Source organism: Sphingomonas sp. 35-24ZXX (assembly GCF_000786215.1).
Lineage (GTDB): Bacteria > Pseudomonadota > Alphaproteobacteria > Sphingomonadales > Sphingomonadaceae > Blastomonas.
Map to the genome: position 1 here is coordinate 342,228 of NZ_JROG01000001.1, position 24,487 is coordinate 366,714.

Annotated in this window: 33 protein-coding genes; all 33 read left to right on the plus strand. The window is 61.7% G+C overall.

Going from position 1 to position 24,487, the window contains the following annotated elements; all coding sequences use genetic code 11:
- Nucleotides 1-42: 42 nt before the first annotated feature.
- The 33 genes from gatC (at nt 43) to gdhA (ending at nt 24,458) form a co-directional block, all read left to right on the plus strand.
- Nucleotides 43-330: an Asp-tRNA(Asn)/Glu-tRNA(Gln) amidotransferase subunit GatC gene (gene gatC, locus LI72_RS01545; protein WP_033924093.1), complete on the plus strand. Its 288-nt coding sequence runs from the start codon at nt 43-45 to the stop codon at nt 328-330.
- A gap of 2 nt (nt 331-332) precedes the next feature.
- Entirely contained in the window at nt 333-1,817 is a 1,485-nt protein-coding gene (gene gatA / locus LI72_RS01550; RefSeq protein WP_033924094.1) for an Asp-tRNA(Asn)/Glu-tRNA(Gln) amidotransferase subunit GatA, read from the plus strand.
- 2 nt (nt 1,818-1,819) lie between these two features.
- Nucleotides 1,820-3,322, plus strand: a complete 1,503-nt coding sequence (gene gatB, locus LI72_RS01555) for an Asp-tRNA(Asn)/Glu-tRNA(Gln) amidotransferase subunit GatB (RefSeq protein ID WP_033924095.1) — start codon at nt 1,820-1,822, stop codon at nt 3,320-3,322.
- A gap of 142 nt (nt 3,323-3,464) precedes the next feature.
- The gene (locus tag LI72_RS01560; RefSeq protein WP_081984516.1) at nt 3,465-4,760 is read left to right on the plus strand and encodes an HD-GYP domain-containing protein; all 1,296 of its coding nucleotides are present in this window, start codon (nt 3,465-3,467) and stop codon (nt 4,758-4,760) included.
- Nucleotides 4,761-4,966: 206 nt separating this feature from the next.
- A complete protein-coding gene (rpsL, locus tag LI72_RS01565; protein ID WP_017670439.1) occupies nt 4,967-5,338 on the plus strand; it encodes a 30S ribosomal protein S12 in 372 nt (123 codons plus the stop codon).
- 60 nt (nt 5,339-5,398) lie between these two features.
- The gene (rpsG, locus tag LI72_RS01570; RefSeq protein WP_033924096.1) at nt 5,399-5,869 is read left to right on the plus strand and encodes a 30S ribosomal protein S7; all 471 of its coding nucleotides are present in this window, start codon (nt 5,399-5,401) and stop codon (nt 5,867-5,869) included.
- A gap of 257 nt (nt 5,870-6,126) precedes the next feature.
- On the plus strand, nt 6,127-8,223 hold the full coding sequence (gene fusA, locus LI72_RS01575) for an elongation factor G (protein ID WP_033924327.1): 2,097 nt from the start codon (nt 6,127-6,129) through the stop codon (nt 8,221-8,223).
- Nucleotides 8,224-8,379: 156 nt separating this feature from the next.
- Nucleotides 8,380-9,570, plus strand: a complete 1,191-nt coding sequence (gene tuf / locus LI72_RS01580) for an elongation factor Tu (protein WP_017670442.1) — start codon at nt 8,380-8,382, stop codon at nt 9,568-9,570.
- 140 nt (nt 9,571-9,710) lie between these two features.
- Nucleotides 9,711-10,022, plus strand: a complete 312-nt coding sequence (gene rpsJ, locus LI72_RS01585; RefSeq protein WP_017670443.1) for a 30S ribosomal protein S10 — start codon at nt 9,711-9,713, stop codon at nt 10,020-10,022.
- A gap of 255 nt (nt 10,023-10,277) precedes the next feature.
- A complete protein-coding gene (gene rplC, locus LI72_RS01590) occupies nt 10,278-11,036 on the plus strand; it encodes a 50S ribosomal protein L3 (RefSeq protein WP_017670444.1) in 759 nt (252 codons plus the stop codon).
- A 6-nt stretch (nt 11,037-11,042) separates the two neighbouring features.
- On the plus strand, nt 11,043-11,669 hold the full coding sequence (rplD, locus tag LI72_RS01595) for a 50S ribosomal protein L4 (RefSeq protein ID WP_017670445.1): 627 nt from the start codon (nt 11,043-11,045) through the stop codon (nt 11,667-11,669).
- Nucleotides 11,662-11,973 carry a 50S ribosomal protein L23 gene (locus tag LI72_RS01600; RefSeq protein WP_033924097.1) on the plus strand — a complete coding sequence of 104 codons (312 nt, stop codon included), beginning with the start codon at nt 11,662-11,664 and terminating at the stop codon, nt 11,971-11,973. Before rplD ends, LI72_RS01600 begins: the two co-directional genes overlap by 8 nt.
- 29 nt (nt 11,974-12,002) lie before the next feature.
- Nucleotides 12,003-12,839, plus strand: a complete 837-nt coding sequence (gene rplB / locus LI72_RS01605) for a 50S ribosomal protein L2 (RefSeq protein WP_033924098.1) — start codon at nt 12,003-12,005, stop codon at nt 12,837-12,839.
- Nucleotides 12,840-12,842: 3 nt separating this feature from the next.
- Entirely contained in the window at nt 12,843-13,118 is a 276-nt protein-coding gene (gene rpsS, locus LI72_RS01610) for a 30S ribosomal protein S19 (RefSeq protein ID WP_017670448.1), read from the plus strand.
- Entirely contained in the window at nt 13,118-13,495 is a 378-nt protein-coding gene (gene rplV / locus LI72_RS01615) for a 50S ribosomal protein L22 (RefSeq protein WP_033924099.1), read from the plus strand. Before rpsS ends, rplV begins: the two co-directional genes overlap by 1 nt.
- Nucleotides 13,496-13,498: 3 nt before the next feature.
- On the plus strand, nt 13,499-14,197 hold the full coding sequence (gene rpsC, locus LI72_RS01620; RefSeq protein WP_017670450.1) for a 30S ribosomal protein S3: 699 nt from the start codon (nt 13,499-13,501) through the stop codon (nt 14,195-14,197).
- 30 nt (nt 14,198-14,227) lie between these two features.
- Nucleotides 14,228-14,662, plus strand: coding sequence for a 50S ribosomal protein L16 (gene rplP, locus LI72_RS01625; RefSeq protein ID WP_031318020.1), 435 nt, complete (start codon nt 14,228-14,230; stop codon nt 14,660-14,662).
- The gene (gene rpmC / locus LI72_RS01630; RefSeq protein WP_033924100.1) at nt 14,662-14,871 is read left to right on the plus strand and encodes a 50S ribosomal protein L29; all 210 of its coding nucleotides are present in this window, start codon (nt 14,662-14,664) and stop codon (nt 14,869-14,871) included. Before rplP ends, rpmC begins: the two co-directional genes overlap by 1 nt.
- 10 nt (nt 14,872-14,881) lie before the next feature.
- Nucleotides 14,882-15,151, plus strand: a complete 270-nt coding sequence (rpsQ, locus tag LI72_RS01635; RefSeq protein WP_017670453.1) for a 30S ribosomal protein S17 — start codon at nt 14,882-14,884, stop codon at nt 15,149-15,151.
- A gap of 57 nt (nt 15,152-15,208) precedes the next feature.
- Nucleotides 15,209-15,577: a 50S ribosomal protein L14 gene (gene rplN / locus LI72_RS01640; RefSeq protein WP_033924101.1), complete on the plus strand. Its 369-nt coding sequence runs from the start codon at nt 15,209-15,211 to the stop codon at nt 15,575-15,577.
- Between the two features lie 2 nt (nt 15,578-15,579).
- Nucleotides 15,580-15,900 (plus strand): 50S ribosomal protein L24, encoded by a 321-nt coding sequence (rplX, locus tag LI72_RS01645; protein ID WP_033924102.1) that lies wholly within the window; start codon nt 15,580-15,582, stop codon nt 15,898-15,900.
- Nucleotides 15,893-16,474 (plus strand): 50S ribosomal protein L5, encoded by a 582-nt coding sequence (rplE, locus tag LI72_RS01650; protein ID WP_033924103.1) that lies wholly within the window; start codon nt 15,893-15,895, stop codon nt 16,472-16,474. Before rplX ends, rplE begins: the two co-directional genes overlap by 8 nt.
- Before the next feature lie 40 nt (nt 16,475-16,514).
- Nucleotides 16,515-16,820 carry a 30S ribosomal protein S14 gene (rpsN, locus tag LI72_RS01655; protein ID WP_017670457.1) on the plus strand — a complete coding sequence of 102 codons (306 nt, stop codon included), beginning with the start codon at nt 16,515-16,517 and terminating at the stop codon, nt 16,818-16,820.
- Between the two features lie 12 nt (nt 16,821-16,832).
- Complete coding sequence (rpsH, locus tag LI72_RS01660; RefSeq protein ID WP_017670458.1) at nt 16,833-17,228, plus strand: 30S ribosomal protein S8; 396 nt, start codon at nt 16,833-16,835, stop codon at nt 17,226-17,228.
- A 1-nt stretch (nt 17,229) separates the two neighbouring features.
- Complete coding sequence (rplF, locus tag LI72_RS01665; RefSeq protein ID WP_033924104.1) at nt 17,230-17,763, plus strand: 50S ribosomal protein L6; 534 nt, start codon at nt 17,230-17,232, stop codon at nt 17,761-17,763.
- A 3-nt stretch (nt 17,764-17,766) separates the two neighbouring features.
- Nucleotides 17,767-18,117 (plus strand): 50S ribosomal protein L18, encoded by a 351-nt coding sequence (gene rplR / locus LI72_RS01670; protein ID WP_033924105.1) that lies wholly within the window; start codon nt 17,767-17,769, stop codon nt 18,115-18,117.
- 3 nt (nt 18,118-18,120) lie between these two features.
- Nucleotides 18,121-18,834, plus strand: a complete 714-nt coding sequence (rpsE, locus tag LI72_RS01675; protein ID WP_033924106.1) for a 30S ribosomal protein S5 — start codon at nt 18,121-18,123, stop codon at nt 18,832-18,834.
- A 5-nt stretch (nt 18,835-18,839) separates the two neighbouring features.
- A complete protein-coding gene (rpmD, locus tag LI72_RS01680) occupies nt 18,840-19,016 on the plus strand; it encodes a 50S ribosomal protein L30 (RefSeq protein WP_033924107.1) in 177 nt (58 codons plus the stop codon).
- Nucleotides 19,017-19,178: 162 nt separating this feature from the next.
- Nucleotides 19,179-19,679, plus strand: a complete 501-nt coding sequence (gene rplO / locus LI72_RS01685; RefSeq protein ID WP_033924108.1) for a 50S ribosomal protein L15 — start codon at nt 19,179-19,181, stop codon at nt 19,677-19,679.
- 199 nt (nt 19,680-19,878) lie between these two features.
- The gene (gene secY, locus LI72_RS01690) at nt 19,879-21,246 is read left to right on the plus strand and encodes a preprotein translocase subunit SecY (protein WP_033924109.1); all 1,368 of its coding nucleotides are present in this window, start codon (nt 19,879-19,881) and stop codon (nt 21,244-21,246) included.
- 62 nt (nt 21,247-21,308) lie between these two features.
- Nucleotides 21,309-21,956, plus strand: a complete 648-nt coding sequence (locus tag LI72_RS01695) for an adenylate kinase (RefSeq protein ID WP_033924110.1) — start codon at nt 21,309-21,311, stop codon at nt 21,954-21,956.
- 51 nt (nt 21,957-22,007) lie between these two features.
- Entirely contained in the window at nt 22,008-22,856 is an 849-nt protein-coding gene (locus LI72_RS01700; RefSeq protein ID WP_156139430.1) for an SRPBCC family protein, read from the plus strand.
- A gap of 246 nt (nt 22,857-23,102) precedes the next feature.
- Entirely contained in the window at nt 23,103-24,458 is a 1,356-nt protein-coding gene (gene gdhA / locus LI72_RS01705) for an NADP-specific glutamate dehydrogenase (RefSeq protein ID WP_033924111.1), read from the plus strand.
- Nucleotides 24,459-24,487 lie beyond the last annotated feature (29 nt).

Sequence of the window (24,487 nt, forward strand, 5' to 3'; positions counted from 1 at the left end):
CCCGCTTGATGGCAGCGCGGCCCGGTGCTAGCCGCTAAGCCCATGTCAGTAGATAGCAAAACCGTGAAGAAGATCGCCAACCTGGCGCGGATCGCCATGACCGATGCCGAGGTGGAAGCGATGGTCCCCGAATTCAACGGCATATTGGGCTGGGTCGAGCAACTCGGCGAGGTCGACGTCACCGGCGTCGAGCCGATGACCGCCGTCATCCCCAATAGCCTGCGCCTGCGTGAGGATGTCGTCACCGACGGCGACATCCGCGACAAGGTGCTGGCCAATGCGCCCGCCGCCGAACACGGCTTTTTCGGCGTTCCGAAAGTGATCGAATAACCATGACCGACCTTACCGATCTCGGCATTGCCGACATCCGCAACGGCGTGCGCGCCGGAACCTTCAGCGCGCGTGAAGTGGCAAGCGCCTTCAATGCGAACGTTGCTTCGGCCAAGGCGCTGAACGCCTTCCTCATCGATACGCCGGAACATGCGCTGGCCGCCGCCGATGCGATTGATGCGAAGCGCGCTGCGGGCGATGACCTGCCGATCATGGCGGGCGTGCCGATCGGCATGAAGGATCTGTTCTGCACCGTCGGCGTGGAAGCGCGCGCGGCGAGCGAAATCCTCAACGGTTTCAAGCCGACGTACGAATCCACCGTCAGCCAGAAGCTGTGGGATGCGGGCGCGGGCATGCTGGGCAAGCTCAACATGGACCAGTTCGCGATGGGATCGTCGAACGAGACCAGCGCGTTCGGCAACGTCATCTCGCCCTGGCGGCGCAACGACGGCGGCAACGCGCCTTTGGCGCCCGGCGGCTCTTCGGGCGGCAGCTCGGCCGCAATCGCCGCGCGGCTGTGCCCGGCGGCAACCGGCACCGATACCGGCGGCTCGATCCGCCAGCCCGCCGCGTTTACCGGCATCAGCGGCATCAAGCCGACCTATGGCCGCTGCTCGCGCTGGGGCGTGATCGCGTTCGCCTCGTCGCTTGACCAGGCCGGCCCGATGGCGCGCGACGTGCGCGATTGCGCCATCATGCTCGAGGCGATGAGCGGCTTTGATCCCAAGGACGCAACCTCGCTCGACCTGCCCGTGCCCAATTGGGAGGCCGGATTGTCGGGCGATCTCAAGGGCAAGCGCGTTGGTATTCCCAAGGAATATCGCATGGACGGCATGAACGCTGATGTCGCTGCGGTCTGGGAACAGGGCACGCAGTGGCTGCGCGATGCGGGTGCCGAAATCGTCGAGGTTTCGCTGCCGCATACGCGCTATGCGCTGCCGGCTTATTATATCATCGCCCCGGCAGAAGCCTCGTCCAACCTCGCGCGCTATGATGGCGTGCGCTATGGCCAGCGGACGCTGCCCGATGGTGCGGGCCTGCAGGACATGTACGCCGCGACCCGCGCTGCCGGCTTCGGCGGCGAGGTCAAGCGCCGCATCATGATCGGCACCTATGTGCTCTCCGCCGGTTTCTATGATGCCTATTATACCCAGGCACAGAAGGTCCGTGCGCTGATTGCACGCGACTTTGCGCAGGTGTGGGAGCATTGCGACGTGCTGCTCGCGCCGACCGCGCCGAGTGCCGCATTCGGTCTGGGCGAGAACAGTGACGATCCGATCGCGATGTACCTGAACGACGTGTTCGCGGTGCCCGCTTCGCTGGCGGGCCTGCCCGCGATGTCGGTGCCCGGCGGTCTCGACAGCCAGGGCCTGCCGCTCGGTCTGCAGATCATCGGCAAGCCGCTCGACGAGCAGGGCGTGCTGAACGCAGGGCTGGCGATCGAGGAACGGGCCGGGTTTACGGCGCGTCCGGACAAGTGGTGGTAACAATGACTGAATCAACCTATCGTATCCAGGGTGCCACCGGTGAGTGGGAGGTCGTGATCGGCCTTGAAGTGCACGCTCAGGTCACAAGCCACGCCAAATTGTTCTCGGGCGCGTCGACCACCTTCGGCGCGGAGCCCAATGCGCAGGTGTCATTGGTCGATGCCGCGATGCCGGGCATGCTGCCGGTTCCCAACGGCGAATGCGTCCGCCAGGCAGTGCGCACGGGCATGGCGCTGAACGCGCAGATCAACCGCTACTCGCGGTTCGATCGCAAGAACTATTTCTATGCCGATCTGCCGCAGGGTTACCAGATCAGCCAGCTTTACCATCCCATCGTCGGCGAGGGCGGGATCGAGATCAGCCTCGACGAGAAGAACCCTGATGCGCAGACCAAGACCATCGGCATCGAGAGGCTGCACCTCGAGCAGGATGCGGGTAAGCTGATGCACGATCAGCATCCCACGATGTCCTATGTCGATCTCAATCGCTGCGGTGTCGCGCTGATGGAAATCGTCTCGCGGCCCGACATGCGCTCGCCCGCTGAAGCCGGCGCGTATCTGAAGAAGCTGCGCACGATCCTGCGCTATGTCGGCTCGTGCGATGGCAACATGGAAGAAGGCTCGATGCGCGCCGACGTCAACGTCTCGGTGCGCAGGCCCGGCGACGCGTTCGGCACCCGCACCGAGACGAAGAACGTCAATTCGGTGCGCTATGTGATGGCGACGATCGAGCACGAGGCGAACCGTCAGGTCGATGTGCTCGAAAGCGGCGGGTCGATCGTTCAGGAAACCCGGTTGTACGATCCGGACAAGAACGAGACACGGTCGATGCGGTCCAAGGAAGATGCGCACGATTATCGCTATTTCCCCGATCCGGATCTGCTGCCGCTCGAGCTCGATGACGCATTCCTGGACGCTTGCAAGGCATCGCTGCCCGAGCTGCCCGATGCCAAGCGCAAGCGCTACGAGAGCGAACTGGGGCTGTCGGCCTATAATGCGGCGGTGCTGACCGCAGAGGCAGAGACTGCGCGCTGGTTCGAGGCGTTGCTGGACGAATGTGCCAAGGCGCAGGGCAAGCCCGAGGCGGAAGTTGCCAAGGGTGCGGCCAACTGGCTGCTGTCTGAGCTTTATGGCGCGCTCAACCGCATGGGCCGTTCGATCGACGACAGCCCGGTGAGCCCGGCAGCAGGCGCGGAACTGATCGCGCTGGTCGCCGATGGCACGATTTCTGGCACCATCGCCAAGCAGGTCTTCGAGATCATGCTCGAAACCGGCGATGGCGCGGGCAAGATCGTCGAGGAGCGCGGCCTCAAGCAGACATCGGATACCGGAGCCATCGAGGCGGCGATCGCCAAGGTTCTGGCCGATAATGCCGACAAGGTGGAGCAGTATCGCGGGGGCAAGGAGGCGCTGTTCGGCTTCTTTGTCGGTCAGACGATGAAGGCCATGCAGGGCAAGGCCAACCCCCAGTTGGTCAACGAACAGCTGAAGAAGATGCTTAACTAGTCTGGCGCAATTGGCCCTTTGCGGAATAATATGTAACATTTTAGTACGGCGCTTACGGGCTTACTTGATGTTAACAAATTGACCCGATAGCCGATGCCTAACAAGCCGAGGTGGGGGCGCCTGGTAGGGTCAGGCTCTATGGATGTCCCCATCCGGCGCGGATGGGGCTGGGCGCTTGCTGGTACATATCAAACCTGCTGACGTGGTGACGGGGATGTATATCCACGGCTTCGTCGGCTCGTGGTTTGATCATCCGTTCTGGCGCAAGAAGTTCCTGCTGGAAGATGAAGACGACGTCATCAAGATCCGCCAGAGCCGGGTCGAGGCGGTCATCATCGATGGTGAGCGCGGCGCCGTCCCTGCGCCCAAGCCCGCGGTCGCGCCAAGCCTGCCGCCTGCTCCGAGACTGGCGACGCAGCCCAACCCGATGGCGCGGCGCTATGCTCCGCCCACGGCCACCACGAAGGCAACCAGCTTCCGCCAGGAAACCAAGCGCGCCGCCCGGATCGTCGAGAAGTCCAAGAAGCAGGTCGGCGCGATGTTCGAGGCCGCGCGGATGGGGCAGGCGATCAAGATCGCCGATGTCGCGCCGCTGATCGATGAAATCCGCGAATCGGTGGAGCGCAACAATAAGGCGCTCACCAATCTTGTCCGGCTGAAAAGCAAGGACGAGTATACCTATATGCATTCGGTGGCGGTGTGCGCGCTGATGATCAACTTCGCCCGCAAGCTGGATCTGGACGAAGCCACCATCCGCAACATGGGGATGGCAGGACTGCTGCACGATCTGGGCAAGATGGCGGTGCCGCAGATGATCCTCGACAAGGCGGGCCGGTTGACCGACGAAGAGTTCACGACGATCCGCAGCCATCCCGAACGCGGCCATGCGCTGATCGGCGACAATCCGGAAATCCCGGACGTGGCGCGCGATGTCTGTCTGCATCATCACGAAAAGATGGATGGCACCGGCTATCCGTTCGGTCTGCAAGGCAACGAGATCAGCATGGCGGCGCGGATGGGGGCGATCTGTGACGTATATGACGCCGTCACATCGAATCGGCCCTACAAGGACCCCTGGTCGCCGTGCATGGCGTTGGGCCGGATGGCCCAATGGCGCGGGCATTTCGACGAGCGGCTGATGCAGGTCTTCATCAACAGTCTGGGCCTGTACCCGGCGGGCGGACTGGTGCGGCTGAACGACCACCGGCTGGCGCTGGTGATCGACAATTGCGAGGACGATCCCTCGGCCATTCGCGTGCGTCCGTTCTACTGCACATCGCGCCTGCAACTGCTCGATCCGGTCGAGATCATGATCGTCCAGGACCGTGGCCCGCAGATCCTGGGGACAGAGCGACCCGAGTTCTGGCACTTCGATGACTGGGATGCGCTGCGCGGCTCGATCCTCGCCCAGGGGCCGGGACTGTCGGCTGCGGCTTGACCGCACGCGCGTTCGCCGCTAAGGGCCGCGCTCCGATTGCTGCGGAGCCCAGGCTTTCGCGAGAATCGGATATTAGCACAACACTGGCGCAGGGTGCGGGTGGATCAAAGGCGGAGCCTCCACCATATCGGCGCGCGGACACGCGCTCGGATCACGTATCAGGCGGCAGAGTAACCTTATACTCTACCAATCAGGTGAAGAGAAACATGCCAACGATCAACCAGCTGGTCCGCAAGGGCCGGGTGCCCCAGAAGGCGAAGTCCAAGGTGCCCGCAATGGATGCAAACCCGCAGAAGCGTGGCGTTTGCACCCGCGTCTATACGACGACCCCGAAAAAGCCGAACTCGGCACTGCGCAAGGTGGCCAAGGTCCGTCTGACCAACAGCCGCGAAGTCATCACCTACATTCCGGGTGAAGGCCACAACCTGCAGGAGCACTCGGTTGTGCTTATCCGCGGCGGCCGCGTACGCGACCTTCCCGGTGTGCGTTACCACGTGCTGCGCGGCGTTCTCGACACCCAGGGTGTCAAGGACCGCAAGCAGAGCCGTTCGAAGTACGGCGCCAAGCGTCCGAAGTGATCCTCGCGGGGTGCATTGCATCCCGTTTGAAGGTCAGGCCTTTTTCAGGAGTTACTCATCATGTCTCGTCGTCGTCGCCCAGAAAAGCGCGTCATCCTTCCCGATCCCAAGTTCGGGGATCTGACGCTTTCCAAGTTCATGAACAACCTCATGCTGGACGGTAAGAAGTCCGTTGCAGAGCGTATCGTCTATGGCGCCATGGAAACCATGGAAGCCAAGGCCAAGACTGACCCGCTGCCCATGTTCCACGATGCGCTGAACAACGTGAAGCCGGGCATCGAAGTGCGCAGCCGCCGCGTCGGTGGTGCGACCTATCAGGTTCCCGTCGAAGTCCGTCCGGAGCGTGCCCAAGCTCTCGCCATTCGCTGGCTGATTTCGGCTGCGCGCAACCGCAGCGAAACCACGATGGCTGCACGTCTGTCGGGCGAACTGCTCGATGCGGCCAACAATCGCGGCAATGCGGTCAAGAAGCGTGAAGACACGCACCGCATGGCCGAAGCGAACCGTGCCTTCTCGCACTATCGCTGGTAAATATCACTCTCTCCCTTGCGGGAGAGAGTTCGCTTCACGATGTGAAGCACGGGGAGGGCAGGGCGCACATCAGTGCTGACCTGCCCCTCTCCCATTCCGCCACAGCCCGTTCGCTGGTGCGGTCCACCGTCCTCTTTCTGCAACGGGAGAGGGGTTTGGCGTTTGCTACATCGATAACCCCAATTCGCGCTGGTCAAAGTGCGGGGGCTTCATTATAGCGCGCGGCAAATTACGCCCCACACTTGGAGTTTATGATCATGGCACGCAGCCATCCCCTGGAAAAGTACCGCAATATCGGCATTATGGCCCATATCGACGCGGGCAAGACCACCACGACCGAGCGGATCCTCTATTACACCGGCAAGTCGTACAAGATCGGCGAAGTGCATGAAGGCACCGCGACGATGGACTGGATGGAGCAGGAGCAGGAGCGCGGGATCACGATCACGTCCGCAGCCACCACCTGCAAATGGCGCGCCGAAGAGGGCAAGGGCGACGAGCACCTGATCAACATCATCGACACCCCCGGCCACGTCGACTTCACCATTGAAGTCGAACGTTCGCTGCGCGTGCTCGATGGCGCGGTCGCATGCTTCGACGGCGTTGCCGGCGTTGAGCCGCAGTCCGAAACCGTGTGGCGCCAGGCTGACAAGTACGGCGTGCCGCGCATGTGCTTCGTCAACAAGCTGGATCGCACCGGTGCGGACTTCTATTTCTGCGTGAACTCGATCATCGAGCGTCTGGGCGCTCGTCCGGCTGTCCTGTATCTGCCGATCGGCATCGAAGGCGGCTTCAAGGGCCTTGTCGATCTGGTCGAGAACCGTGCGATCATCTGGCTCGAAGAGAGCCTGGGTGCGAAGTTCGAATACCAGCCGATCCCCGACGACCTGGTCGAAAAGGCAGCGAAGTATCGCAGCGACCTGATCGAAATGGCGGTCGAGCTCGATGACGCGATGATGGAAGCCTATCTCGAAGGCAACGAGCCCAGCACTGCCGATCTCAAGAAGCTGATCCGCAAGGGTACGCTCGAGATGGCCTTCGTGCCGGTGGTGTGCGGTTCGGCATTCAAGAACAAGGGCGTGCAGCCTCTGCTCGACGCTGTGGTCGACTATCTGCCTTCGCCGCTCGACGTTCCCGCGATCAAGGGCGTCAAGCTCGACGGCGAAACGCCGGACGAGCGTCCGTCTTCGGACAGCGAACCGTTCGCTGCGCTGGCCTTCAAGATCATGAACGACCCGTTTGTGGGTACGCTGACCTTCGCCCGCATCTATTCGGGCAAGCTGGAAGCCGCCTCGACCGTCATCAACTCGGTGAAGGACAAGAAGGAAAAGGTTGGCCGCATGCTGCTGATGCATGCCAACAGCCGCGAGGACATTCAGGAAGCGTTCGCAGGCGACATCGTCGCTCTGGCGGGCCTCAAGGATACCACGACGGGTGACACGCTGTGCGCTGCCAGCGCGCCGATCATCCTCGAGCGGATGGAATTCCCCGAGCCGGTGATCGAGCTTTCGGTGGAACCCAAGACCAAGGCCGACCAGGAAAAGATGGGCGTGGCGCTCAACCGCCTCGCACGCGAAGATCCCTCGTTCCGCGTGTCGTCGGATACCGAAAGCGGTCAGACTATCATCAAGGGCATGGGCGAGCTTCACCTCGAAATTCTGGTCGACCGCATGCGTCGCGAGTTCAAGGTCGAGGCGAATGTCGGTGCACCGCAGGTGGCGTATCGCGAATATCTCGGCAAGGCCGTGGATATCGACTACACCCACAAGAAGCAGTCGGGTGGTTCGGGTCAGTTCGGCCGCGTGAAGTTCAAGGTCACGCCGGGCGAGCGCGGTTCGGGCATCATCTTCACCGACAACGTCAAGGGCGGGAACATTCCGAAGGAATATATCCCGGCGGTCGAAAAGGGCATGCGCGAAACCGCAGCGTCCGGTTCGCTGGTCGGCTTCCCGATCATCGACTTCGAGATCGAGCTGTATGACGGTGCGTACCATGACGTCGACTCTTCGGCGCTGGCCTTCGAAATCGCTGGCCGTGCGGCCATGCGTGAAGCCGCGCAGAAGTCCGGCATCAAGCTGCTCGAGCCGATCATGAAGGTCGAGGTGGTGACGCCCGAGGATTACCTGGGTGACGTCATCGGCGACTTGAACAGCCGTCGTGGCCAGATCCAGGGCACCGACACGCGCGGCAACGCGCAGGCGGTGGAAGCGGTTGTGCCGCTCGCAAACATGTTCGGTTACGTGAACCAGCTGCGTTCCTTTACCCAGGGACGTGCGCAGTACACGATGCAGTTTTCTCACTATGACGAGGTTCCGGCGAATGTCGCAGCCGAGGTCAAGGAGAAGCTGGCATAAGCCGGGCATACTCGCTATAGGCGCTCGACCTTAGCCCGCCGAATCGCGCCGTCAGGCGCCACGGGCTTTCATTTGGGTGTTGACAGTTTTGGGCAGTCTCGCCAGAGCGCGGCGCGGACTATCCCACAGATAGTAAAAGAACGAAGGTAGGAAAAAATGGCCAAGGCTAAATTTGAGCGGACCAAGCCGCACTGCAATATCGGTACCATCGGTCACGTTGACCATGGCAAGACCACGCTGACCGCAGCCATCACCAAGGTGCTGGCTGAAACCGGCGGCGCGACCTTCACCGATTATGCCAACATCGACAAGGCTCCCGAAGAGCGCGAGCGCGGCATCACCATTTCGACCGCACACGTCGAATATGAAACCGAAGCACGTCACTATGCACACGTCGACTGCCCGGGCCACGCTGACTATGTGAAGAACATGATCACCGGTGCTGCTCAGATGGACGGCGCGATCCTGGTGGTGAACGCTGCTGACGGTCCGATGCCGCAGACCCGCGAGCACATCCTGCTCGCCCGTCAGGTCGGCGTGCCGGCTCTGGTCGTCTACATGAACAAGGTCGACCAGGTCGATGACGAAGAAATCCTGGAACTGGTTGAACTGGAAGTGCGCGAGCTGCTGAGCTCGTACGACTTCCCGGGCGACGACATTCCCATCGTCAAGGGTTCGGCGCTGGCCGCTCTCGAAGGCCGTGACGACAACATCGGCAAGGAATCGATCTACGCCCTGATGAAGGCCGTCGACGACTACATCCCGCAGCCTGCTCGCCCCGTCGACAAGCCGTTCCTGATGCCCGTCGAAGACGTGTTCTCGATCTCGGGTCGTGGTACGGTTGTGACCGGCCGCGTCGAAACCGGCATCGTCAAGGTGGGTGAGGAAGTCGAAATCGTCGGCCTCAAGGACACCCGCAAGACCGTCGTCACCGGCGTTGAAATGTTCCGCAAGCTGCTCGACCAGGGCATGGCTGGCGACAACATCGGCGCACTGGTTCGCGGCGTTGCCCGTGAAGACGTCGAGCGCGGTCAGGTTCTCTGCAAGCCCGGTTCGGTTACGCCGCACACCGAGTTCAACGCAGAAGTGTACGTGCTGTCGAAGGACGAAGGTGGCCGTCACACGCCGTTCTTCGCCAACTATCGTCCGCAGTTCTACTTCCGCACGACCGACGTGACCGGTGAAGTTGTTCTGCCCGAGGGCACCGAAATGGTGATGCCTGGCGACAACGTGACGATCGGCGTCAAGCTGATCGCTCCGATCGCGATGGATCCGGGTCTGCGCTTCGCAATTCGCGAAGGTGGCCGGACTGTCGGTTCGGGGGTTGTCAGCACGATCTCCAAGTAATATAGGGCCATCTCCCGGACGGATCTGATTCGTTCGGGAGATGGCATTTTTTCAATAGGCCGCCCCGGCGTTGGGCTCGAAAGAGCCAACGGGTTTCTGGGGCGGTTTGTTTTTCGCTCTTTCGCATCGGTAAAGTGGTAATGGAAACGCAGAATATCCGTATTCGCCTCAAGGCATTTGATCATCGCGTGCTCGATCAGGCAACCGGCGACATCGCCGACACCGCCCGTCGCACCGGCGCTCTCATTCGTGGTCCCATTCCGCTGCCGACGCGCATCGAGAAGTTCACCGTGAACCGCGGCCCGCATGTCGACAAGAAGTCGCGCGAGCAGTTCGAGGTGCGCACCTACAAGCGTTTGCTGGATATCGTTCAGCCGACCCCGGCCACTGTCGATGCTCTGATGAAGCTCGAGCTGGCCGCAGGCGTCAACGTCGAAATCAAGCTGGCCTGATGCCAGCCGGCGCCGGGCAGGGCCTGGCGCTTCCATCCACTGGATGGGACCTACAAGGGATACCGCGCAGCAATGCTGCGGCTCTGGTCCCCCGTCTTTTTCGACGCCCCATCGCGGGGATGCGGAAAAAGCCAACCCGGACGGGGTGATCATCAAATTTCGGGTTGGCCCTCAAGGTTCGCAGAACTTTGAGGGTTTTCGTTTGGATACGCCCGCAGGCAATCGTGCATGTGGGCCTCTATTGGGAGAAAGATCATGCGCACTGGCGTGATCGCAAAGAAAGTCGGGATGACCCGCCTGTTCCAGGACGATGGTCGGCACGTGCCGGTTACCGTTCTGTCGCTGGAAGATTGCCAGGTGGTTTCGGTCAAGAACCAGGATCGTGACGGTTACGTCGCTGTTCAGCTGGGTGCCGGAGCTGCAAAGCCCAAGAACGTCAACAAGCCGCAGCGCGAGCATTTTGCCAAGGCAGAAGTCGCTCCCAAGATGCTGATGGCCGAGTTCCGCGTCGCTGACGATGCGATCCTCGATGTTGGCGCCACCATTTCCGCCAACCACTTCGTTGCCGGCCAGCTGGTCGACATCACCGGTCACACCCAGGGTAAGGGTTTTGCCGGTGCCATGAAGCGTTGGGGCTTCGGGGGTATGCGTGCATCGCATGGTGTGTCGATCTCTCACCGTGCCCATGGTTCGACTGGCCAGCGCCAGGATCCGGGCAAGGTGTTCAAGAACAAGAAGATGGCCGGCCACATGGGCGACCGTCAGCGCACGCAGCAGAACCTGGAAGTCGTCCGCACCGATGAGGCGCGCGGTCTGATCTTCGTCAAGGGTTCGGTCCCCGGTTCGAAGGGTGGTTGGCTGATGGTGCGTGACGCCGTCAAGGTCGATCGTCATGCCGACGCTCCGTATCCCGCCGCCATCCGCTCTGCAGCGGGTACCAATGACAACGCTCCTGCCGATACGCCTGCTGAAGACGTTGCGGTGGTTGAAGCAACCGATGGCCAGGAGGGTTAATCAACCATGAAACTCAAGGTCCAAACCCTCGACGCAACCGCCAGCGGCGACATCGAACTGAACGATGACGTCTTTGGCGTGGCACCGCGCGCAGACATTCTGCACCGCGTCGTCACCTGGCAGCTCGAAAATCGTCGCGGTACCGCCCGTGGCGCCCGCGAGCGCAGCGATGTTGCCCGTACCGGCAAGAAGTTCGGTCGCCAGAAGGGCGGCGGTACCGCTCGTCACGGCGATCGTCGTGCCCCGATCTTCATCGGCGGTGGTAAGGCTCACGGTCCCCGCGTCCGTGACTTCAACCCCTCGCTGAACAAGAAGGTGCGCGCTCTCGGCCTCAAGATGGCTCTGTCGTCCAAGGTTGCCAGCGAAAGCCTGATCGTGGTCGATACCTTCGACATCACCGAAGCCAAGACCAAGACCCTGCTGGCGCAGCTGGGCAAGCTCGGCCTCGGCAAGAAGGCGCTGTTCATCGATGGCGATGCCGTGAACGACAATTTCAAGAAGGCTTCGGCCAACCTGATCGGTCTGAACGTGCTGCCCGCCGTTGGTGCCAACGTCTATGACATCCTGAAACACGATACGCTGGTGCTGACCCGCGCCGCTGTTGAAAAGCTGGAGGCACGGTTCAATGGCTAAAAAATCCGACACCATCGATACGCGTCATTATGACGTGATCGTTGCCCCGCACATCACCGAAAAGTCGACGCTGCTGAGCGAGAACAACGCGGTGGTCTTCAAGGTCAGCCAGGATGCGACCAAGCCGCAGATCAAGGCGGCCGTCGAGGCGCTGTTCGATGTCAAGGTGGTCGGGGTGAACACCTTGGTCCAGAAGGGCAAAGTCAAGCGCTGGAAGGGCCGTGCCTACACCCGCAACGACATCAAGAAAGCCGTTGTTCGTCTGGCCGAAGGCCAGTCGATCGACGTCACCACCGGCGTCTGAGCGCGGTTCGTAGCTGACAGGATAGAGATATGGCACTCAAATCATATAATCCGACAAGCCCGGGCCGTCGCGGTCTGATCCTTGTCGATCGCAGCGACCTGTACAAGGGCGGCCCCGTCAAGGCGCTGACCGAAGGCAAGCGCAAGACCGGTGGCCGCAACAACAAGGGTCACGTGACCTCGCGCGGCATCGCCGGTGGTCACAAGCAGCGTTACCGCATTGTCGACTTCAAGCGTCGCAAGCTGGACGTCGCCGGCACCGTCGAGCGGATCGAATACGATCCCAACCGCACCGCCTTCATCGCACTGATCAAGTACGAAGACGGCGAAGTGGCCTACATCCTGGCGCCGCAGCGTCTGGCCGTTGGTGACACCGTGATCGCCGGTGAAAAGACCGACGTGAAGCCGGGCAACGCCATGAAGCTGGCGCAGATGCCGGTCGGCACCATCATCCACAACGTGGAGATGAAGCCGGGCAAGGGTGGTCAGATCGCACGTTCGGCTGGCACCTATGCACAGGTCGTCGGTCGCGACCGCGGCATGGTGATGGTCCGTCTGAACTCGGGCGAACAGCGCTACATCCCCGGTGCCTGCATGGGTACGGTGGGTGCGGTGTCGAACCCCGACAACAGCAACCAGAACTTCGCCAAGGCTGGCCGCAAGCGCTGGATGGGCCGTCGTCCGCTGACCCGTGGTGTCGCCAAGAACCCGGTCGATCACCCGCATGGTGGTGGTGAAGGCCGCACCTCTGGTGGCCGTCATCCGGTAACTCCGTGGGGCAAGCCGACCAAGGGCATGCGCACCCGCAAGAACAAGTCGACTGACAAGATGATCATCCGGTCACGTCACGCGAAGAAGAAGAGGTAAGTCATGGCTCGCTCAATCAAAAAGGGGCCGTTCTTCGACCTGTATCTGCTGAAGAAGGCAGAAACGGCGCAGGACGCTGGCGGCCGTGCTCCGATCAAGACGTGGTCGCGTCGTTCGACGATTCTGCCGCAGTTCGTCGGCCTGACGTTCAACGTCTACAACGGCCACAAGTTCATCCCGGTTTCGGTCAACGAAGACATGGTGGGTCACAAGCTGGGCGAATTCGCTCCGACCCGCACCTTCCCTGGCCACGCTGCTGACAAGAAGGGCAAGCGCTAATGGGCAAGGCAAAATCTCCGCGCCGTGTTGGCGAGAACGAGGCTCTGGCCGTCGGAACCACCATTCGTGGTTCGGCGCAGAAGCTGAACCTCGTTGCCGCCCTGATCCGTGGCAAGAAGGCTGAAGAAGCCATGAACATCCTGGCCTTCTCGAAGAAGGGCATGGCTGTTGATGCGCGCAAGGTGCTGGCTTCGGCCATCGCCAATGCCGAAAACAACCACAATCTCGATGTTGACGCGCTGGTCGTGGCTGAAGCGAGTGTTGGCAAGGCGATCACGATGAAGCGTTTCATGACGCGCGCTCGTGGCCGTTCCAGCCGCATCCTGAAGCCGTTCAGCCGCCTGCGCATCGTTGTGCGCGAACAAGAGGAAGCGTAAGTCATGGGTCAGAAGAGCAATCCGATCGGCCTGCGTCTGCAGATCAACCGCACTTGGGACAGCCGCTGGTACGCCGAAGGGCGCGACTATGCGAAGATGCTCAAGGAAGACATCGAGCTGCGCAAGTTCATCATGAAGACGATGCCCCAGGCAGCGATCTCCAAGGTGGTCATCGAACGTCCCGCACGTCTGTGCCGCGTCTCCATCTATGCTGCACGTCCCGGCGTGATCATCGGCAAGAAGGGCGCGGACATCGAGAAGCTTCGCAAGAAGCTGGAATCGATGATCGACGGCGGCGAAGTGAAGCTGAACATCGTTGAAATCCGCAAGCCGGAAATCGATGCCAAGCTCGTCGCACAGGGCATTGCCGATCAGCTGATCCGCCGCGTGGCTTTCCGTCGTGCGATGAAACGCGCCGTGCAGTCTGCGCTGCGTCTGGGTGCCGAAGGCATCAAGATCACCTGCGGCGGTCGTCTGGGTGGAGCGGAAATCGCGCGTACCGAATGGTACCGTGAAGGCCGCGTGCCGCTGCATACACTGCGCGCCAATGTCGACTATGCCGATGCCGAGGCGCTGACCGCGTACGGTATCATCGGCATCAAGTGCTGGATCTTCAAGGGCGAAATCCTTGGTCACGATCCGATGGCGCAGGACCGGCTGATGATGGAAGCACAGACTTCCGGCGTCCGTCCGGCCCGCTGAGCCCAGAACAGACAGACAAGGTAGAGCATCATGCTGCAACCGAAGAAAATGAAGTTCCGCAAGGCTTTCAAGGGCCGGATCAGCGGAAATGCCCCGGGCGGAACCAGCCTCAATTTCGGGTCGTATGGCCTGAAGGCGCTGGAGCCTGAGCGGATCACCGCACGCCAGATCGAAGCGGCCCGCCGTGCGATCACGCGTCACATCAAGCGTCAGGGACGTTTGTGGATCCGCGTGTTCCCCGACGTGCCCGTGACCAAGAAGCCTGCCGAAGTTCGTCAGGGTAAGGGCAAGGGTTCGGTCGAATATTGGGCCGCCCGCGTGAAGCCCGGCCGCATCCTGTTCGAACTGGATGGCGTTCCCGGTCCGATTGCCGCCGTGGCATTCGAGCGCGCAGCGATGAAGCTGCCGATCAAGACCAAGGTTGTGGCTCGCCTCGGCGATACGTCGCACCTGGGAGGTGAGTGATGACCAAGATTGTTGAAGACCTGCGCACCAAGACCGACGATCAGCTTTCGGCTGAACTGGGCGCGCTGAAGAAGGAAGCGTTCAACCTGCGCTTCCAGGCTGCGACCAACCAGTTGGAACGCCCTGCGCGTGTCCGCGAAGTGCGTCGCACCATTGCCCGCATCAAGACGTTGCAGAGCGAGCGCGCAAGCGCCGCCGCTGCCAAGTAAGGAGGCCGATATGCCGAAACGAGTTCTGACCGGAACGGTGGTCTCCGACAAGGGCGACAAGACCGTCGTGGTGAATGTCGAGCGCAAGGTGAAGCACCCGCTTTACGGGAAGATCATCCGTCGTTCGAAGAAGTATCACGCGCACGACGAGACCAACAGCTTCAAGGAAGGCGAAACCGTCCGCATCGAAGAGACGGCGCCGATTTCGAAGCTGAAGACCTGGAAGGTGCTGGATCGGGTGAACACCCACAAGGCGCCCGAGGCTTCGACCGAAGCGTAATTCAATCAGGAACTGCCGGACTGGTTCCGGCAAGCCAGACAAGAAGGAAACGGATCCATGATCCAGATGCAATCCAATCTTGATGTTGCAGACAACAGTGGCGCCAAGCGCGTCCAGTGCATCAAGGTTCTCGGCGGATCGAAGCGTCGCTTCGCCGGCGTGGGCGACATCATCGTCGTCTCCGTCAAGGAAGCTGCCCCTCGTGGCCGCGTCAAGAAGGGCGACGTTCACCGCGCCGTCATCGTGCGCACCGCCAAGGACGTTCGTCGTCCCGACGGCAGCGTGATCCGCTTCGACAGCAACGCTGCCGTGCTGGTCAACAAGAACGACGAGCCGATCGGCACGCGTATCTTTGGCCCGGTGGTTCGTGAACTTCGTGCGCGCAAGCACATGAAGATCATCTCGCTGGCTCCGGAGGTGCTGTAATCATGGCAAGCGCAAAGATCAAAAAGGGTGACAACGTGGTTGTCCTGTCCGGCAAGGACAAGGGCCGCACCGGCACCGTCGCCAAGGTGATGCCCAAGGACGACAAGGTCCTGGTATCGGGCCTGAATGTGATGGTTCGTCACCGCAAGCCGACGCAGGCAAACCCGCAGGGCGGTCTCGACCGCGTTGAGGCGCCGCTGCACATTTCGAAGGTCGCCGTTGCCGACCCGAAGACCGGCGCGCCCACGCGCGTCCGTTTTGAAACGGTCGACGGCAAGAAGGTCCGCGTGGCTGTAAAGTCCGGGGAGAAGATCGATGGCTGATAAGTACGTGCCCCGCATGCGTCAGCGTTATGACGACGTCATTGTGAAGGCGATGCAGGAAAAGTTCGGCTACACGAACCCGATGCAGATCCCGAAGCTGGACAAGATCACCATCAACATGGGTGTCGGTGAAGGCAGCCAGGACAAGAAGAAGGTGACCACCGCCGCTGCCGAAATGGAACTGATCGCCGGCCAGAAGCCCGTGATCACCAAGGCACGCAAGTCGATCGCACAGTTCAAGCTGCGCGAAGGCATGCCGATCGGCTGCAAGGTGACGCTGCGCAAGGAGCGCATGTTCGAGTTTCTCGATCGTCTGGTGACGATCGCGATGCCGCGCATCCGCGATTTCCGTGGGCTGAACCCGAAGAGCTTTGACGGTCGTGGCAACTATGCCATGGGCCTCAAGGAGCAGATCATTTTCCCCGAAATCAGCTACGACCAGATCGACGCTGTTCGCGGAATGGACATCATTGTGACCACGACGGCCAAGACGGACGATGAAGCGCGCGAATTGCTGCGCCTCTTCGGCTTCCCGTTCCCGATCGAGGAAACCCAGGAACAGGCGGCGGCTTGAATGCCCTCCGTCTCGCAATAGAAAGGCGAGAACTTAAGTCATGGCGAAACTGAGTTCCATCAACAAGAACGAGCGTCGCAAGAAGATGGTCAAGCAGTATGCTGGCCGTTATGCGCGTCTCCGTGCGAAGGCAGAAGATACCAATCTTGACGAAACCGAGCGTCTGATCGCCCGGCTCAAGATGGCCGAACTGCCCCGCAACGCGAACCCCACGCGCGTGCGCAACCGGTGCAACACCACCGGTCGTCCCCGCGCTTATTACCGCAAGTTCGGGCTCTGCCGTATCGAGCTGCGTGATCTGGCCAACAAGGGCCTGATCCCCGGCGTTACGAAGTCCAGCTGGTAAGGATTTGAAGATATGGCAATGACCGATCCTCTGGGCGATATGCTCACCCGCATCCGCAATGGCCAGCAGGCCAAGAAGGACAGCGTGATGTCGCCGGCATCGAACCTGCGTGCCCGCGTTCTCGACGTTCTGCAGCGCGAAGGCTATATCCGCGGATATACCGAAGAGCTGCTGGGCCGTCACAAGGGTCTGCGCATCGAGCTGAAGTATTTCGAGGGCCAGCCCGCGATCAAGCATGTTGCTCGCGTGTCCAAGCCCGGCCGCCGCGTCTATTCGGGTTCCAAGGAACTGCCGATTGTGCGCAACGGCCTTGGCATCACCATCGTATCCACCCCCCGCGGTGTTCTGTCCGACGCTGAAGCGCGCGAACAGAATGTTGGCGGCGAGGTGCTGGCGGAGGTATTCTGATATGAGCCGCATTGGTAAAAAGCCTGTGGCAATTCCCGCAGGCGTCACCGCGTCGATGGCCAATGGTGTCCTCACCATGAAGGGCCCCAAGGGCGAACTGACCATGCAGACCGTGCCCGACATCACCTATGAACTGGGTGACGGCGAGCTTTCGGTCAAGCCGGCCAACGGCACCCGCCGTGCCCGTGCGTTCTGGGGCATGCAGCGTACGCTGGTCCAGAACCTGGTGGTCGGTGTGACCGAAGGGTTCACCAAGACGCTGAACATCACCGGCGTCGGCTATCGTGCCAACGTGCAGGGCAGCAACCTCAAGCTGCAGCTCGGCTACAGCCATGATGTCGACTTCGCCATTCCTGATGGCATCGACATCAAGACCCCGGATCAGACGACGATCCACATTTCGGGCAGCGATCGTCAGAAGGTTGGCCAGGTTGCCGCCGAAATCCGTCGCTGGCGCAAGCCGGAGCCCTACAAGGGCAAGGGTATCAAATATGCGGGCGAGTTTATCTTCCGCAAGGAAGGGAAGAAGAAGTAAGCCATGGCGAAGCTCTCTTTATTCGATCGTCGCCGTCAGCGCGTCCGCAGCTCGCTGCGCGCCCGTGCAGGCGGGCGTCCCCGTCTTTCGGTGCACCGCACCGGCAAGCACATCTATGCACAGATCATCGACGACGCCGCCGGCAAGACGCTGGCAGCTGCATCGACGCTGACCAAGGGCAGCAAGGCTACGGGTGCAACCGTCGCTGATGCTATCGCGGTCGGTAAGCAGATCGCCGAAGCTGGCAAGCAGGCGGGTGTGACCACCGTTGTGTTCGACCGCGGCGGTTTCATTTTTCATGGCCGGGTCAAGGCCCTGGCCGATGCCGCACGCGAAGGCGGACTGGAGTTTTAAGCGATGGCTGATGAAGTGAACAACGCAGAAGCCTCGGGCACTGCTGCCGAGGGTGCTCCCCAGGGCGAACGTCAGGGTCGTGGTGGCCGTGGTCGTGGTCGTGGTGGCAACGAGCGTGGCGGCAATGATCGTGGTGGCCGTGGCCGCCGCGATGATCGCAACAAGCGCGACGAAGAGCAGGGCGACGAGCTGATCGAAAAGCTGGTCCACATCAACCGCGTGTCGAAGACCGTAAAGGGCGGTAAGCGCTTCGGTTTCGCTGCGCTGGTGGTGGTCGGTGACGGCCAGGGCCGTGCCGGTTTCGGCCATGGCAAGGCGCGCGAAGTGCCTGAAGCGATCAGCAAGGCAACTGCTGCTGCCAAGAAGAAGATGATCCGCGTTCCGCTCAAGGAAGGCCGCACGCTGCACCATGACGGCACCGGCCATTTCGGTGCGGGCAAGGTGACGCTGCGCAGCGCGCCGCAGGGTACCGGCATCATCGCCGGTGGTCCGATGCGCGCCGTGTTCGAAAGCCTGGGTGTGGCCGACGTTGTGACCAAGTCCAACGGAACGTCCAACCCCTATAACATGATCCGTGCGACCTTCGAGGCGCTCGGCGAACAGACCAGCCCCAAGTCGGTGGCAGCACGTCGTGGCAAGAAGATTGCCGACCTGCTGGGCCGTGGCGGTGCTGCACCTGTGGTCGCCGAGGCTGAAGCCGCCGCGATTACGGAGTAAGCGACATGGCAACCATCAAGGTAAAGCAGACTGGATCGCCGATCCGTCGTCCCGAGTCGCAGCGCAAGGTGCTGATCGGCCTGCGCCTCAACAAGATGAACCGCGTGGCAGAACACACGGACACGCCCGAAATTCGCGGCATGATCCAGAAGGTCCGTCACATGGTGACGATCGTCGACTGACACAGAACTTCTCTCTCCCGACGGGGAGGAGATAGGGGAGGGGCTTGCTTTGTTGCAGGCCCCTCTCTACTGCGTCCAGCCTGCGGGCCGGACAGCCAGCATGTCTCTCCGGCCAACGGAGCGATTTATTTTAGCGCGAACAAAGCGAAAGCGAGTGCACACATGAAACTCAATGAGATCAAGGACAATGAAGGCGCCCGCAAGGGCCGGATGCGCGTTGGACGCGGTATCGGTTCGGGCAAGGGCAAGACCGCCGGTCGCGGCCAGAAGGGCCAGACCAGCCGCTCGGGCGTCTCGATCGCCGGATTCGAAGGCGGCCAGATGCCGCTGCACATGCGGATCCCGAAGCGCGGCTTCAACAATCCGTTCGGCAAGGACTATGACATCGTCAACCTGGGCATGATCCAGAAGTTCATCGATGCTGGCAAGCTGCCCACCGATGGCACTGTCGATCAGGCTGCGCTGCGCGCTGCTGGCCTGTCGCGCGGCGGCAAGGACGGCGTGCGTCTGCTCGCCAAGGGCGAACTGACCACGAAGGTCAGCTTTGCTGTCGCCGGCGCCTCGAAGACGGCTGTCGAAGCCATCGAAAAGGCGGGCGGCAAGGTCGACATCATTCTGCCGCGGCCCAAGTACGTGAAGCCGCCGTACGAAAAGAAAGCCTGACCGGATCAACCGGCTTGCCAAGAACGCCCCGCCTCCCGATATGGTGAGCGCGGGGCGTCTTGCTTGAAGCGCCCCGAGCCGGTATCGCTGCGCATTGCCGTTACGGCACGCCGCGCAGAGACGAGGGCGCACTGACGAATTTCTCGGCTACGCGCCCCGATGGAGCGCACGCAGGGCCGCATTTTGGGATACAGGGTTCATGGCATCACGGGCCGACAATCTGGCTAGCAACTTCAGCCTGGCAAAGTTCAGCCAGGCGACCGAATTGAAGAACCGTATCTGGTTCACGATCGGTGCGCTCATCATCTTCCGGCTGCTCAGCTATGTTCCGCTTCCCGGCGTCGACCCCACCGCGCTTGCGGCTCTGTACGAGCAGACCAAGGGCGGCGTTCTCGATATTTTCAACACCTTTTCGGGCGGTTCGCTCGAGCGCATGAGCCTCATCGCTTTGGGCGTGATGCCGTACATCACCGCCTCGATCGTCGTGCAGCTGGCCGCGTCGCTGTCGCCGCAGCTCGCCGCGATCAAGAAGGAAGGCGAGTCGGGCCGCAAGAAGCTCAACCAGTACACCCGCTATGGCACCGTCTTCCTGACGGCCATGCAGGGCTATTTCATCGCCGTCGGTCTTGAATCCTATGCCGGTGCCAGTGGCATTCAGGCCGTGATCAACCCGGGCATCATGTTCCGCGTCGGCGCGGTGATCAGCCTTGTCGGCGGCACGATGTTCCTGATGTGGCTGGGTGAGCAGATCACCGCGCGCGGCATCGGCAACGGCATTTCGCTGATCATCATGGCGGGCATCGTTGCCCAGATGCCCGTGTTCGTCGCGCAGATGTTCGAAGGCGGCCGTACCGGCTCGATCTCGCCGTTCCTGATCGTCGGCCTGATCGCCATGATCGTGCTGCTGGTGCTGCTGATCAGCTTCATGGAACGCGCCCAGCGCCGCGTGCTGATCCAGTATCCCAAGCGCGCGACCCAGCGCGGCGTGATGCAGGCCGACCGCAGCCATCTGCCGCTCAAGATCAATACTGCAGGCGTCATTCCGCCGATCTTCGCGTCGTCGCTGCTGCTGATGCCGCTGACCATCTCGCAGTTCGCGGGCAATTCTGCGGATCCGAATTCGGCCGTGGGCGGCGCGCTCGTCACGCTCAACCAGTATCTGGCGCACGGCCAGCCGCTCTACATGACGCTCTATGCGCTGGGCATCATCTTCTTCTGCTTCTTTTACACCGCGGTGGTGTTCAACCCGGAAGAGACCGCAGAGAACCTCAAGAAGAATGGCGGCTTCATCCCCGGCATTCGTCCCGGCAAGAACACCGCGACCTATCTGGACTATGTGCTCACCCGCATCACCGTGGTCGGCGCAGCCTATCTGACCTTCGTCTGCGTACTGCCCGAATATGTGATCGCACAGACCGGCATCCCGCTGTTCTTCCTGGGCGGCACCAGCCTGCTGATCGTCGTGAACGTGACGGTGGATACCATCACCCAGATTCAGAGCCACCTGCTGGCGCATCAATATGCCGATCTGATCAAGAAGGCGAAGCTGAAGGGACGCTTGCGCTAAGCGCTGCGTTCGGGAATAGGAAAAGGGCCGGGGCAACCGGCCCAATGGGGGATGGATTACCCATGAATATCATTCTGTTAGGCCCTCCGGGTGCCGGCAAGGGCACACAGGCACAGCGTCTGGTGGACGAGCGCGGCATGAAGCAGCTTTCCACCGGCGACATGCTGCGCGCCGCAGTCAAGGCAGGCACGCCGATCGGCCTGAAGGCCAAGGCCGTGATGGAAGCCGGCGAGCTCGTGTCTGACGAGATCGTGTCGGGTATCATCGGCGATGCGCTCGATGCGTTGGCGCCCGAGACCGGGATCATCTTCGATGGCTATCCACGTACTGCGGCTCAGGCCGAATCGCTCGATGAAATCCTCGATGCCCGCGGCCGCAGTCTGCACCATGTAATCGAGCTCGAGGTCAACGAGGATGCCCTCGTCGATCGCATCACCGGGCGCTTCACCTGCGGCAATTGCGGCGAGGGCTATCACGATCGCTACAAGCTGCCTGCCAAGGACGGCGTGTGCGACAAATGCGGTTCGACCGAATTCAAGCGTCGTCCGGACGATAACGAAGCCACCGTGCGCACGCGCATGGCCGAATATCGCGCCAAGACTGCGCCGATCCTGCCGATCTACGAAGCGCGCAGCATTGTCTCACGTGTCGACGGCATGGCCAGCATGGATGCAGTGGCCGGTCAGATCGCAGGCGTGCTCGACGCCTGACTCTGTCGATCCTCCCCTTGCAGGGGAGGATCGAACGGGGCATGGAACTTCGTGTCTTTCGGAGTTCAGAACATGCGGACCTTGTCGATCCTTGCGGCTGTTGCCGCGTTCACCTCAGTGCCTGCTTATGCCGAGGTCACCGCCCAGGCGGACAACGGATTCGCGGTCCGTCACACCGTCACGGTGTCCACCGACCCCGACGCCACGTTCGCCATGCTGCGCACGCCGGCCAAATGGTGGGACAAGGACCACAGCTGGACGGGCAATTCCGAAAACCTGTACATGGATGCGCAGGCGGGAGGCTGTTTCTGCGAGCTGATCCCCAACGAGGCGACCACCGAGAGCGGCGCGCCGCAGCGTACGCTGCGCGGCAGTGTGCAGCACATGCAGATCGTCTATGTCGATCCGGGCAACATGTTGCGCCTGTCGGGCGCGCTGGGCCCGCTTCAGGCCGAGGCTGTCACGGGCACGATGACCATCAGCCTCAAGCCGATCAAGGGCGGAACCCGGTTGACCTTCGACTATGTCATCGGCGGCTTCATGCGCACGCCGATGCGCGAGATGGCCGGCGGCGTGGATGCCGTGGTGGGAGCACAGGCCTCGCGCCTCGCGATGGCGCTTGGTCCTCTGGTCGGTGCAAGTGATGCGTCGATGGAGCCGGAAACGGTCGCTCCGAAGCCATCGGACAGCGCCGATGACGCAGGATCGGGGGCCAGCGTGAGCGATCTGGTGACCGACCTTGCGCCGGATGAGACTGTATCTGACGGGCAGGCCCAGGAGGCACCCAAGCCCGCGCCGGCCAAGCCTGCAGTCACAGGCGCGCCCAAGCGCTCCAAGCCCGGCACGCGTCCGCTGACACGGCCTCCGCGGGACAAGGACGAAAGCGAAAGCGGCCGCTGACGTTCCTCGTCGCCCTGGCGCTACGGGCAGGGGCGTGCGGGGGTTTGAGTCCCCTGATCGAGGCGATGTGAGCTGCGTCGCTGCCCCGGAAAACGGGTTTATGCTGCACCTTGGCCTGTGCTGATTAGCACTATCGCTGCGCACAATATGCGGTAGAGTTTGCCCCAGAATACAGGCGAATCAGGAGAGTTCGCTGTGTTCGGCCCGGGTCGCGCAGTTTGCAGCATCACCTCAAAGGGGGGACCTATGGCCGTATCCGATCACGTTGATTTGCCGACCTTCATGGAAGGCGTGAAAAAGCGCAACCCGCACCAGCCGGAATTCGTCCAGGCGGTGCAGGAGGTTGCCGAAGACATCTTTGATTTCATGGCCGACAAGGAGCAGTACCACTCGCAGCAGATCCTGCGGCGTATTGCCGAGCCGGACCGCGTCGTGTCTTTCCGCGTCTGCTGGGAAGACGACAACGGCAACATTCGCGTGCAGCGCGGCTGGCGCGTGCAGAACAACAATGCCATCGGCCCCTACAAGGGCGGCATCCGCTTCCACCCCTCGGTCACCGAATCGGTGCTGAAGTTCCTCGCTTTCGAACAGACCTTCAAGAACGCGCTCACCGGTCTGCCGATGGGCGGCGGCAAGGGAGGATCGAACTTCAACCCCAAGGGCAAGAGCACGCGCGAGATCATGCGCTTCTGCCAGAGCTTCATGACCGAACTGTATCGCCATATCGGCGCGGATGTCGACGTGCCTGCGGGCGATATCGGCGTCGGGGGCCGCGAGATCGGGTACATGTTCGGCCAGTACAAGCGCATCACCAACCAGTTCACCGGCGTGCTGACCGGCAAGGGGCTGGAATGGGGCGGCTCGCTGATCCGCACCGAGGCGACCGGCTATGGCGCGGTCTATTTCCTCATGAACATGCTCGCCCACAAGGGCGATGATCTGGTCGGCAAGACAGCCGTGATTTCCGGATCGGGCAATGTCGCCACCCACGCGGCGGAAAAGATCGTGCAGATGGGCGGCAAGGTTCTGACGCTGTCGGATTCGGGCGGCTTCATTCACGACCCCGATGGCATCACCCAGGACAAGATCAACTGGGTGAAGGAGCACAAGACCCACCGCCGTGGCCGCATCGAGGAATATGTTGCGGAGTTCACCAACGCAACGTTCCATGCGGGCAAGACCCCCTGGGGCGTGCCGTGCGATGTCGCCTTGCCCTGCGCGACGCAGAACGAGTTGCTGGGCGAGGATGCCAGGACGCTGGTTGCCAATGGCTGCATCGCGGTGTCCGAAGGTGCCAACATGCCGACTGATCTGGATGGCGTCCACGTCTTCAAGAACGCCAAGATCCTCTACGCGCCCGGCAAGGCATCGAACGCCGGCGGCGTTGCGGTGTCGGGCCTGGAAATGAGCCAGAATTCCGAGCGCCGTGCGTGGAAGGAAGACGAGCTGCAGCAGATGCTCAAGGACATCATGATGGGCATCCACAACAGCTGCCTGACCTACGGTGATCAGGGCGGCGGCTATGTCGATTATGTGAAGGGCGCGAACATCGCGGGCTTCAAGAAGGTCGCCGATGCCATGCTCGCCTTTGGCGTAGTCTGAGATAATGCGAGGGGCGGCGGGCAGGATGA

Bases quoted from the DNA above. Each gene is read 5' to 3' on its own strand.
- gatA (WP_033924094.1), top strand. From the start codon at position 333: ATGACCGACCTTACCGATCTCGGCATTGCCGACATCCGCAACGGCGTG.
- rpsN (WP_017670457.1), top strand. From the start codon at position 16,515: ATGGCGAAACTGAGTTCCATCAACAAGAACGAGCGTCGCAAGAAGATG.
- tuf (WP_017670442.1), top strand. From the start codon at position 8,380: ATGGCCAAGGCTAAATTTGAGCGGACCAAGCCGCACTGCAATATCGGT.
- gatB (WP_033924095.1), top strand. From the start codon at position 1,820: ATGACTGAATCAACCTATCGTATCCAGGGTGCCACCGGTGAGTGGGAG.
- rplD (WP_017670445.1), top strand. From the start codon at position 11,043: ATGAAACTCAAGGTCCAAACCCTCGACGCAACCGCCAGCGGCGACATC.
- rpsJ (WP_017670443.1), top strand. From the start codon at position 9,711: ATGGAAACGCAGAATATCCGTATTCGCCTCAAGGCATTTGATCATCGC.
- gatC (WP_033924093.1), top strand. From the start codon at position 43: ATGTCAGTAGATAGCAAAACCGTGAAGAAGATCGCCAACCTGGCGCGG.
- rpsH (WP_017670458.1), top strand. From the start codon at position 16,833: ATGGCAATGACCGATCCTCTGGGCGATATGCTCACCCGCATCCGCAAT.
- rpsL (WP_017670439.1), top strand. From the start codon at position 4,967: ATGCCAACGATCAACCAGCTGGTCCGCAAGGGCCGGGTGCCCCAGAAG.
- rpmC (WP_033924100.1), top strand. From the start codon at position 14,662: ATGACCAAGATTGTTGAAGACCTGCGCACCAAGACCGACGATCAGCTT.
- rplV (WP_033924099.1), top strand. From the start codon at position 13,118: ATGGGCAAGGCAAAATCTCCGCGCCGTGTTGGCGAGAACGAGGCTCTG.
- rpsS (WP_017670448.1), top strand. From the start codon at position 12,843: ATGGCTCGCTCAATCAAAAAGGGGCCGTTCTTCGACCTGTATCTGCTG.
- secY (WP_033924109.1), top strand. From the start codon at position 19,879: ATGGCATCACGGGCCGACAATCTGGCTAGCAACTTCAGCCTGGCAAAG.
- rpsG (WP_033924096.1), top strand. From the start codon at position 5,399: ATGTCTCGTCGTCGTCGCCCAGAAAAGCGCGTCATCCTTCCCGATCCC.
- LI72_RS01695 (WP_033924110.1), top strand. From the start codon at position 21,309: ATGAATATCATTCTGTTAGGCCCTCCGGGTGCCGGCAAGGGCACACAG.
- rplP (WP_031318020.1), top strand. From the start codon at position 14,228: ATGCTGCAACCGAAGAAAATGAAGTTCCGCAAGGCTTTCAAGGGCCGG.
- rplC (WP_017670444.1), top strand. From the start codon at position 10,278: ATGCGCACTGGCGTGATCGCAAAGAAAGTCGGGATGACCCGCCTGTTC.
- rplR (WP_033924105.1), top strand. From the start codon at position 17,767: ATGGCGAAGCTCTCTTTATTCGATCGTCGCCGTCAGCGCGTCCGCAGC.
- rplO (WP_033924108.1), top strand. From the start codon at position 19,179: ATGAAACTCAATGAGATCAAGGACAATGAAGGCGCCCGCAAGGGCCGG.
- rplE (WP_033924103.1), top strand. From the start codon at position 15,893: ATGGCTGATAAGTACGTGCCCCGCATGCGTCAGCGTTATGACGACGTC.
- rplB (WP_033924098.1), top strand. From the start codon at position 12,003: ATGGCACTCAAATCATATAATCCGACAAGCCCGGGCCGTCGCGGTCTG.
- rpsQ (WP_017670453.1), top strand. From the start codon at position 14,882: ATGCCGAAACGAGTTCTGACCGGAACGGTGGTCTCCGACAAGGGCGAC.
- rplN (WP_033924101.1), top strand. From the start codon at position 15,209: ATGATCCAGATGCAATCCAATCTTGATGTTGCAGACAACAGTGGCGCC.
- gdhA (WP_033924111.1), top strand. From the start codon at position 23,103: ATGGCCGTATCCGATCACGTTGATTTGCCGACCTTCATGGAAGGCGTG.
- rplX (WP_033924102.1), top strand. From the start codon at position 15,580: ATGGCAAGCGCAAAGATCAAAAAGGGTGACAACGTGGTTGTCCTGTCC.
- rplF (WP_033924104.1), top strand. From the start codon at position 17,230: ATGAGCCGCATTGGTAAAAAGCCTGTGGCAATTCCCGCAGGCGTCACC.
- LI72_RS01600 (WP_033924097.1), top strand. From the start codon at position 11,662: ATGGCTAAAAAATCCGACACCATCGATACGCGTCATTATGACGTGATC.
- rpmD (WP_033924107.1), top strand. From the start codon at position 18,840: ATGGCAACCATCAAGGTAAAGCAGACTGGATCGCCGATCCGTCGTCCC.
- rpsC (WP_017670450.1), top strand. From the start codon at position 13,499: ATGGGTCAGAAGAGCAATCCGATCGGCCTGCGTCTGCAGATCAACCGC.
- LI72_RS01560 (WP_081984516.1), top strand. From the start codon at position 3,465: ATGTCCCCATCCGGCGCGGATGGGGCTGGGCGCTTGCTGGTACATATC.
- fusA (WP_033924327.1), top strand. From the start codon at position 6,127: ATGGCACGCAGCCATCCCCTGGAAAAGTACCGCAATATCGGCATTATG.
- rpsE (WP_033924106.1), top strand. From the start codon at position 18,121: ATGGCTGATGAAGTGAACAACGCAGAAGCCTCGGGCACTGCTGCCGAG.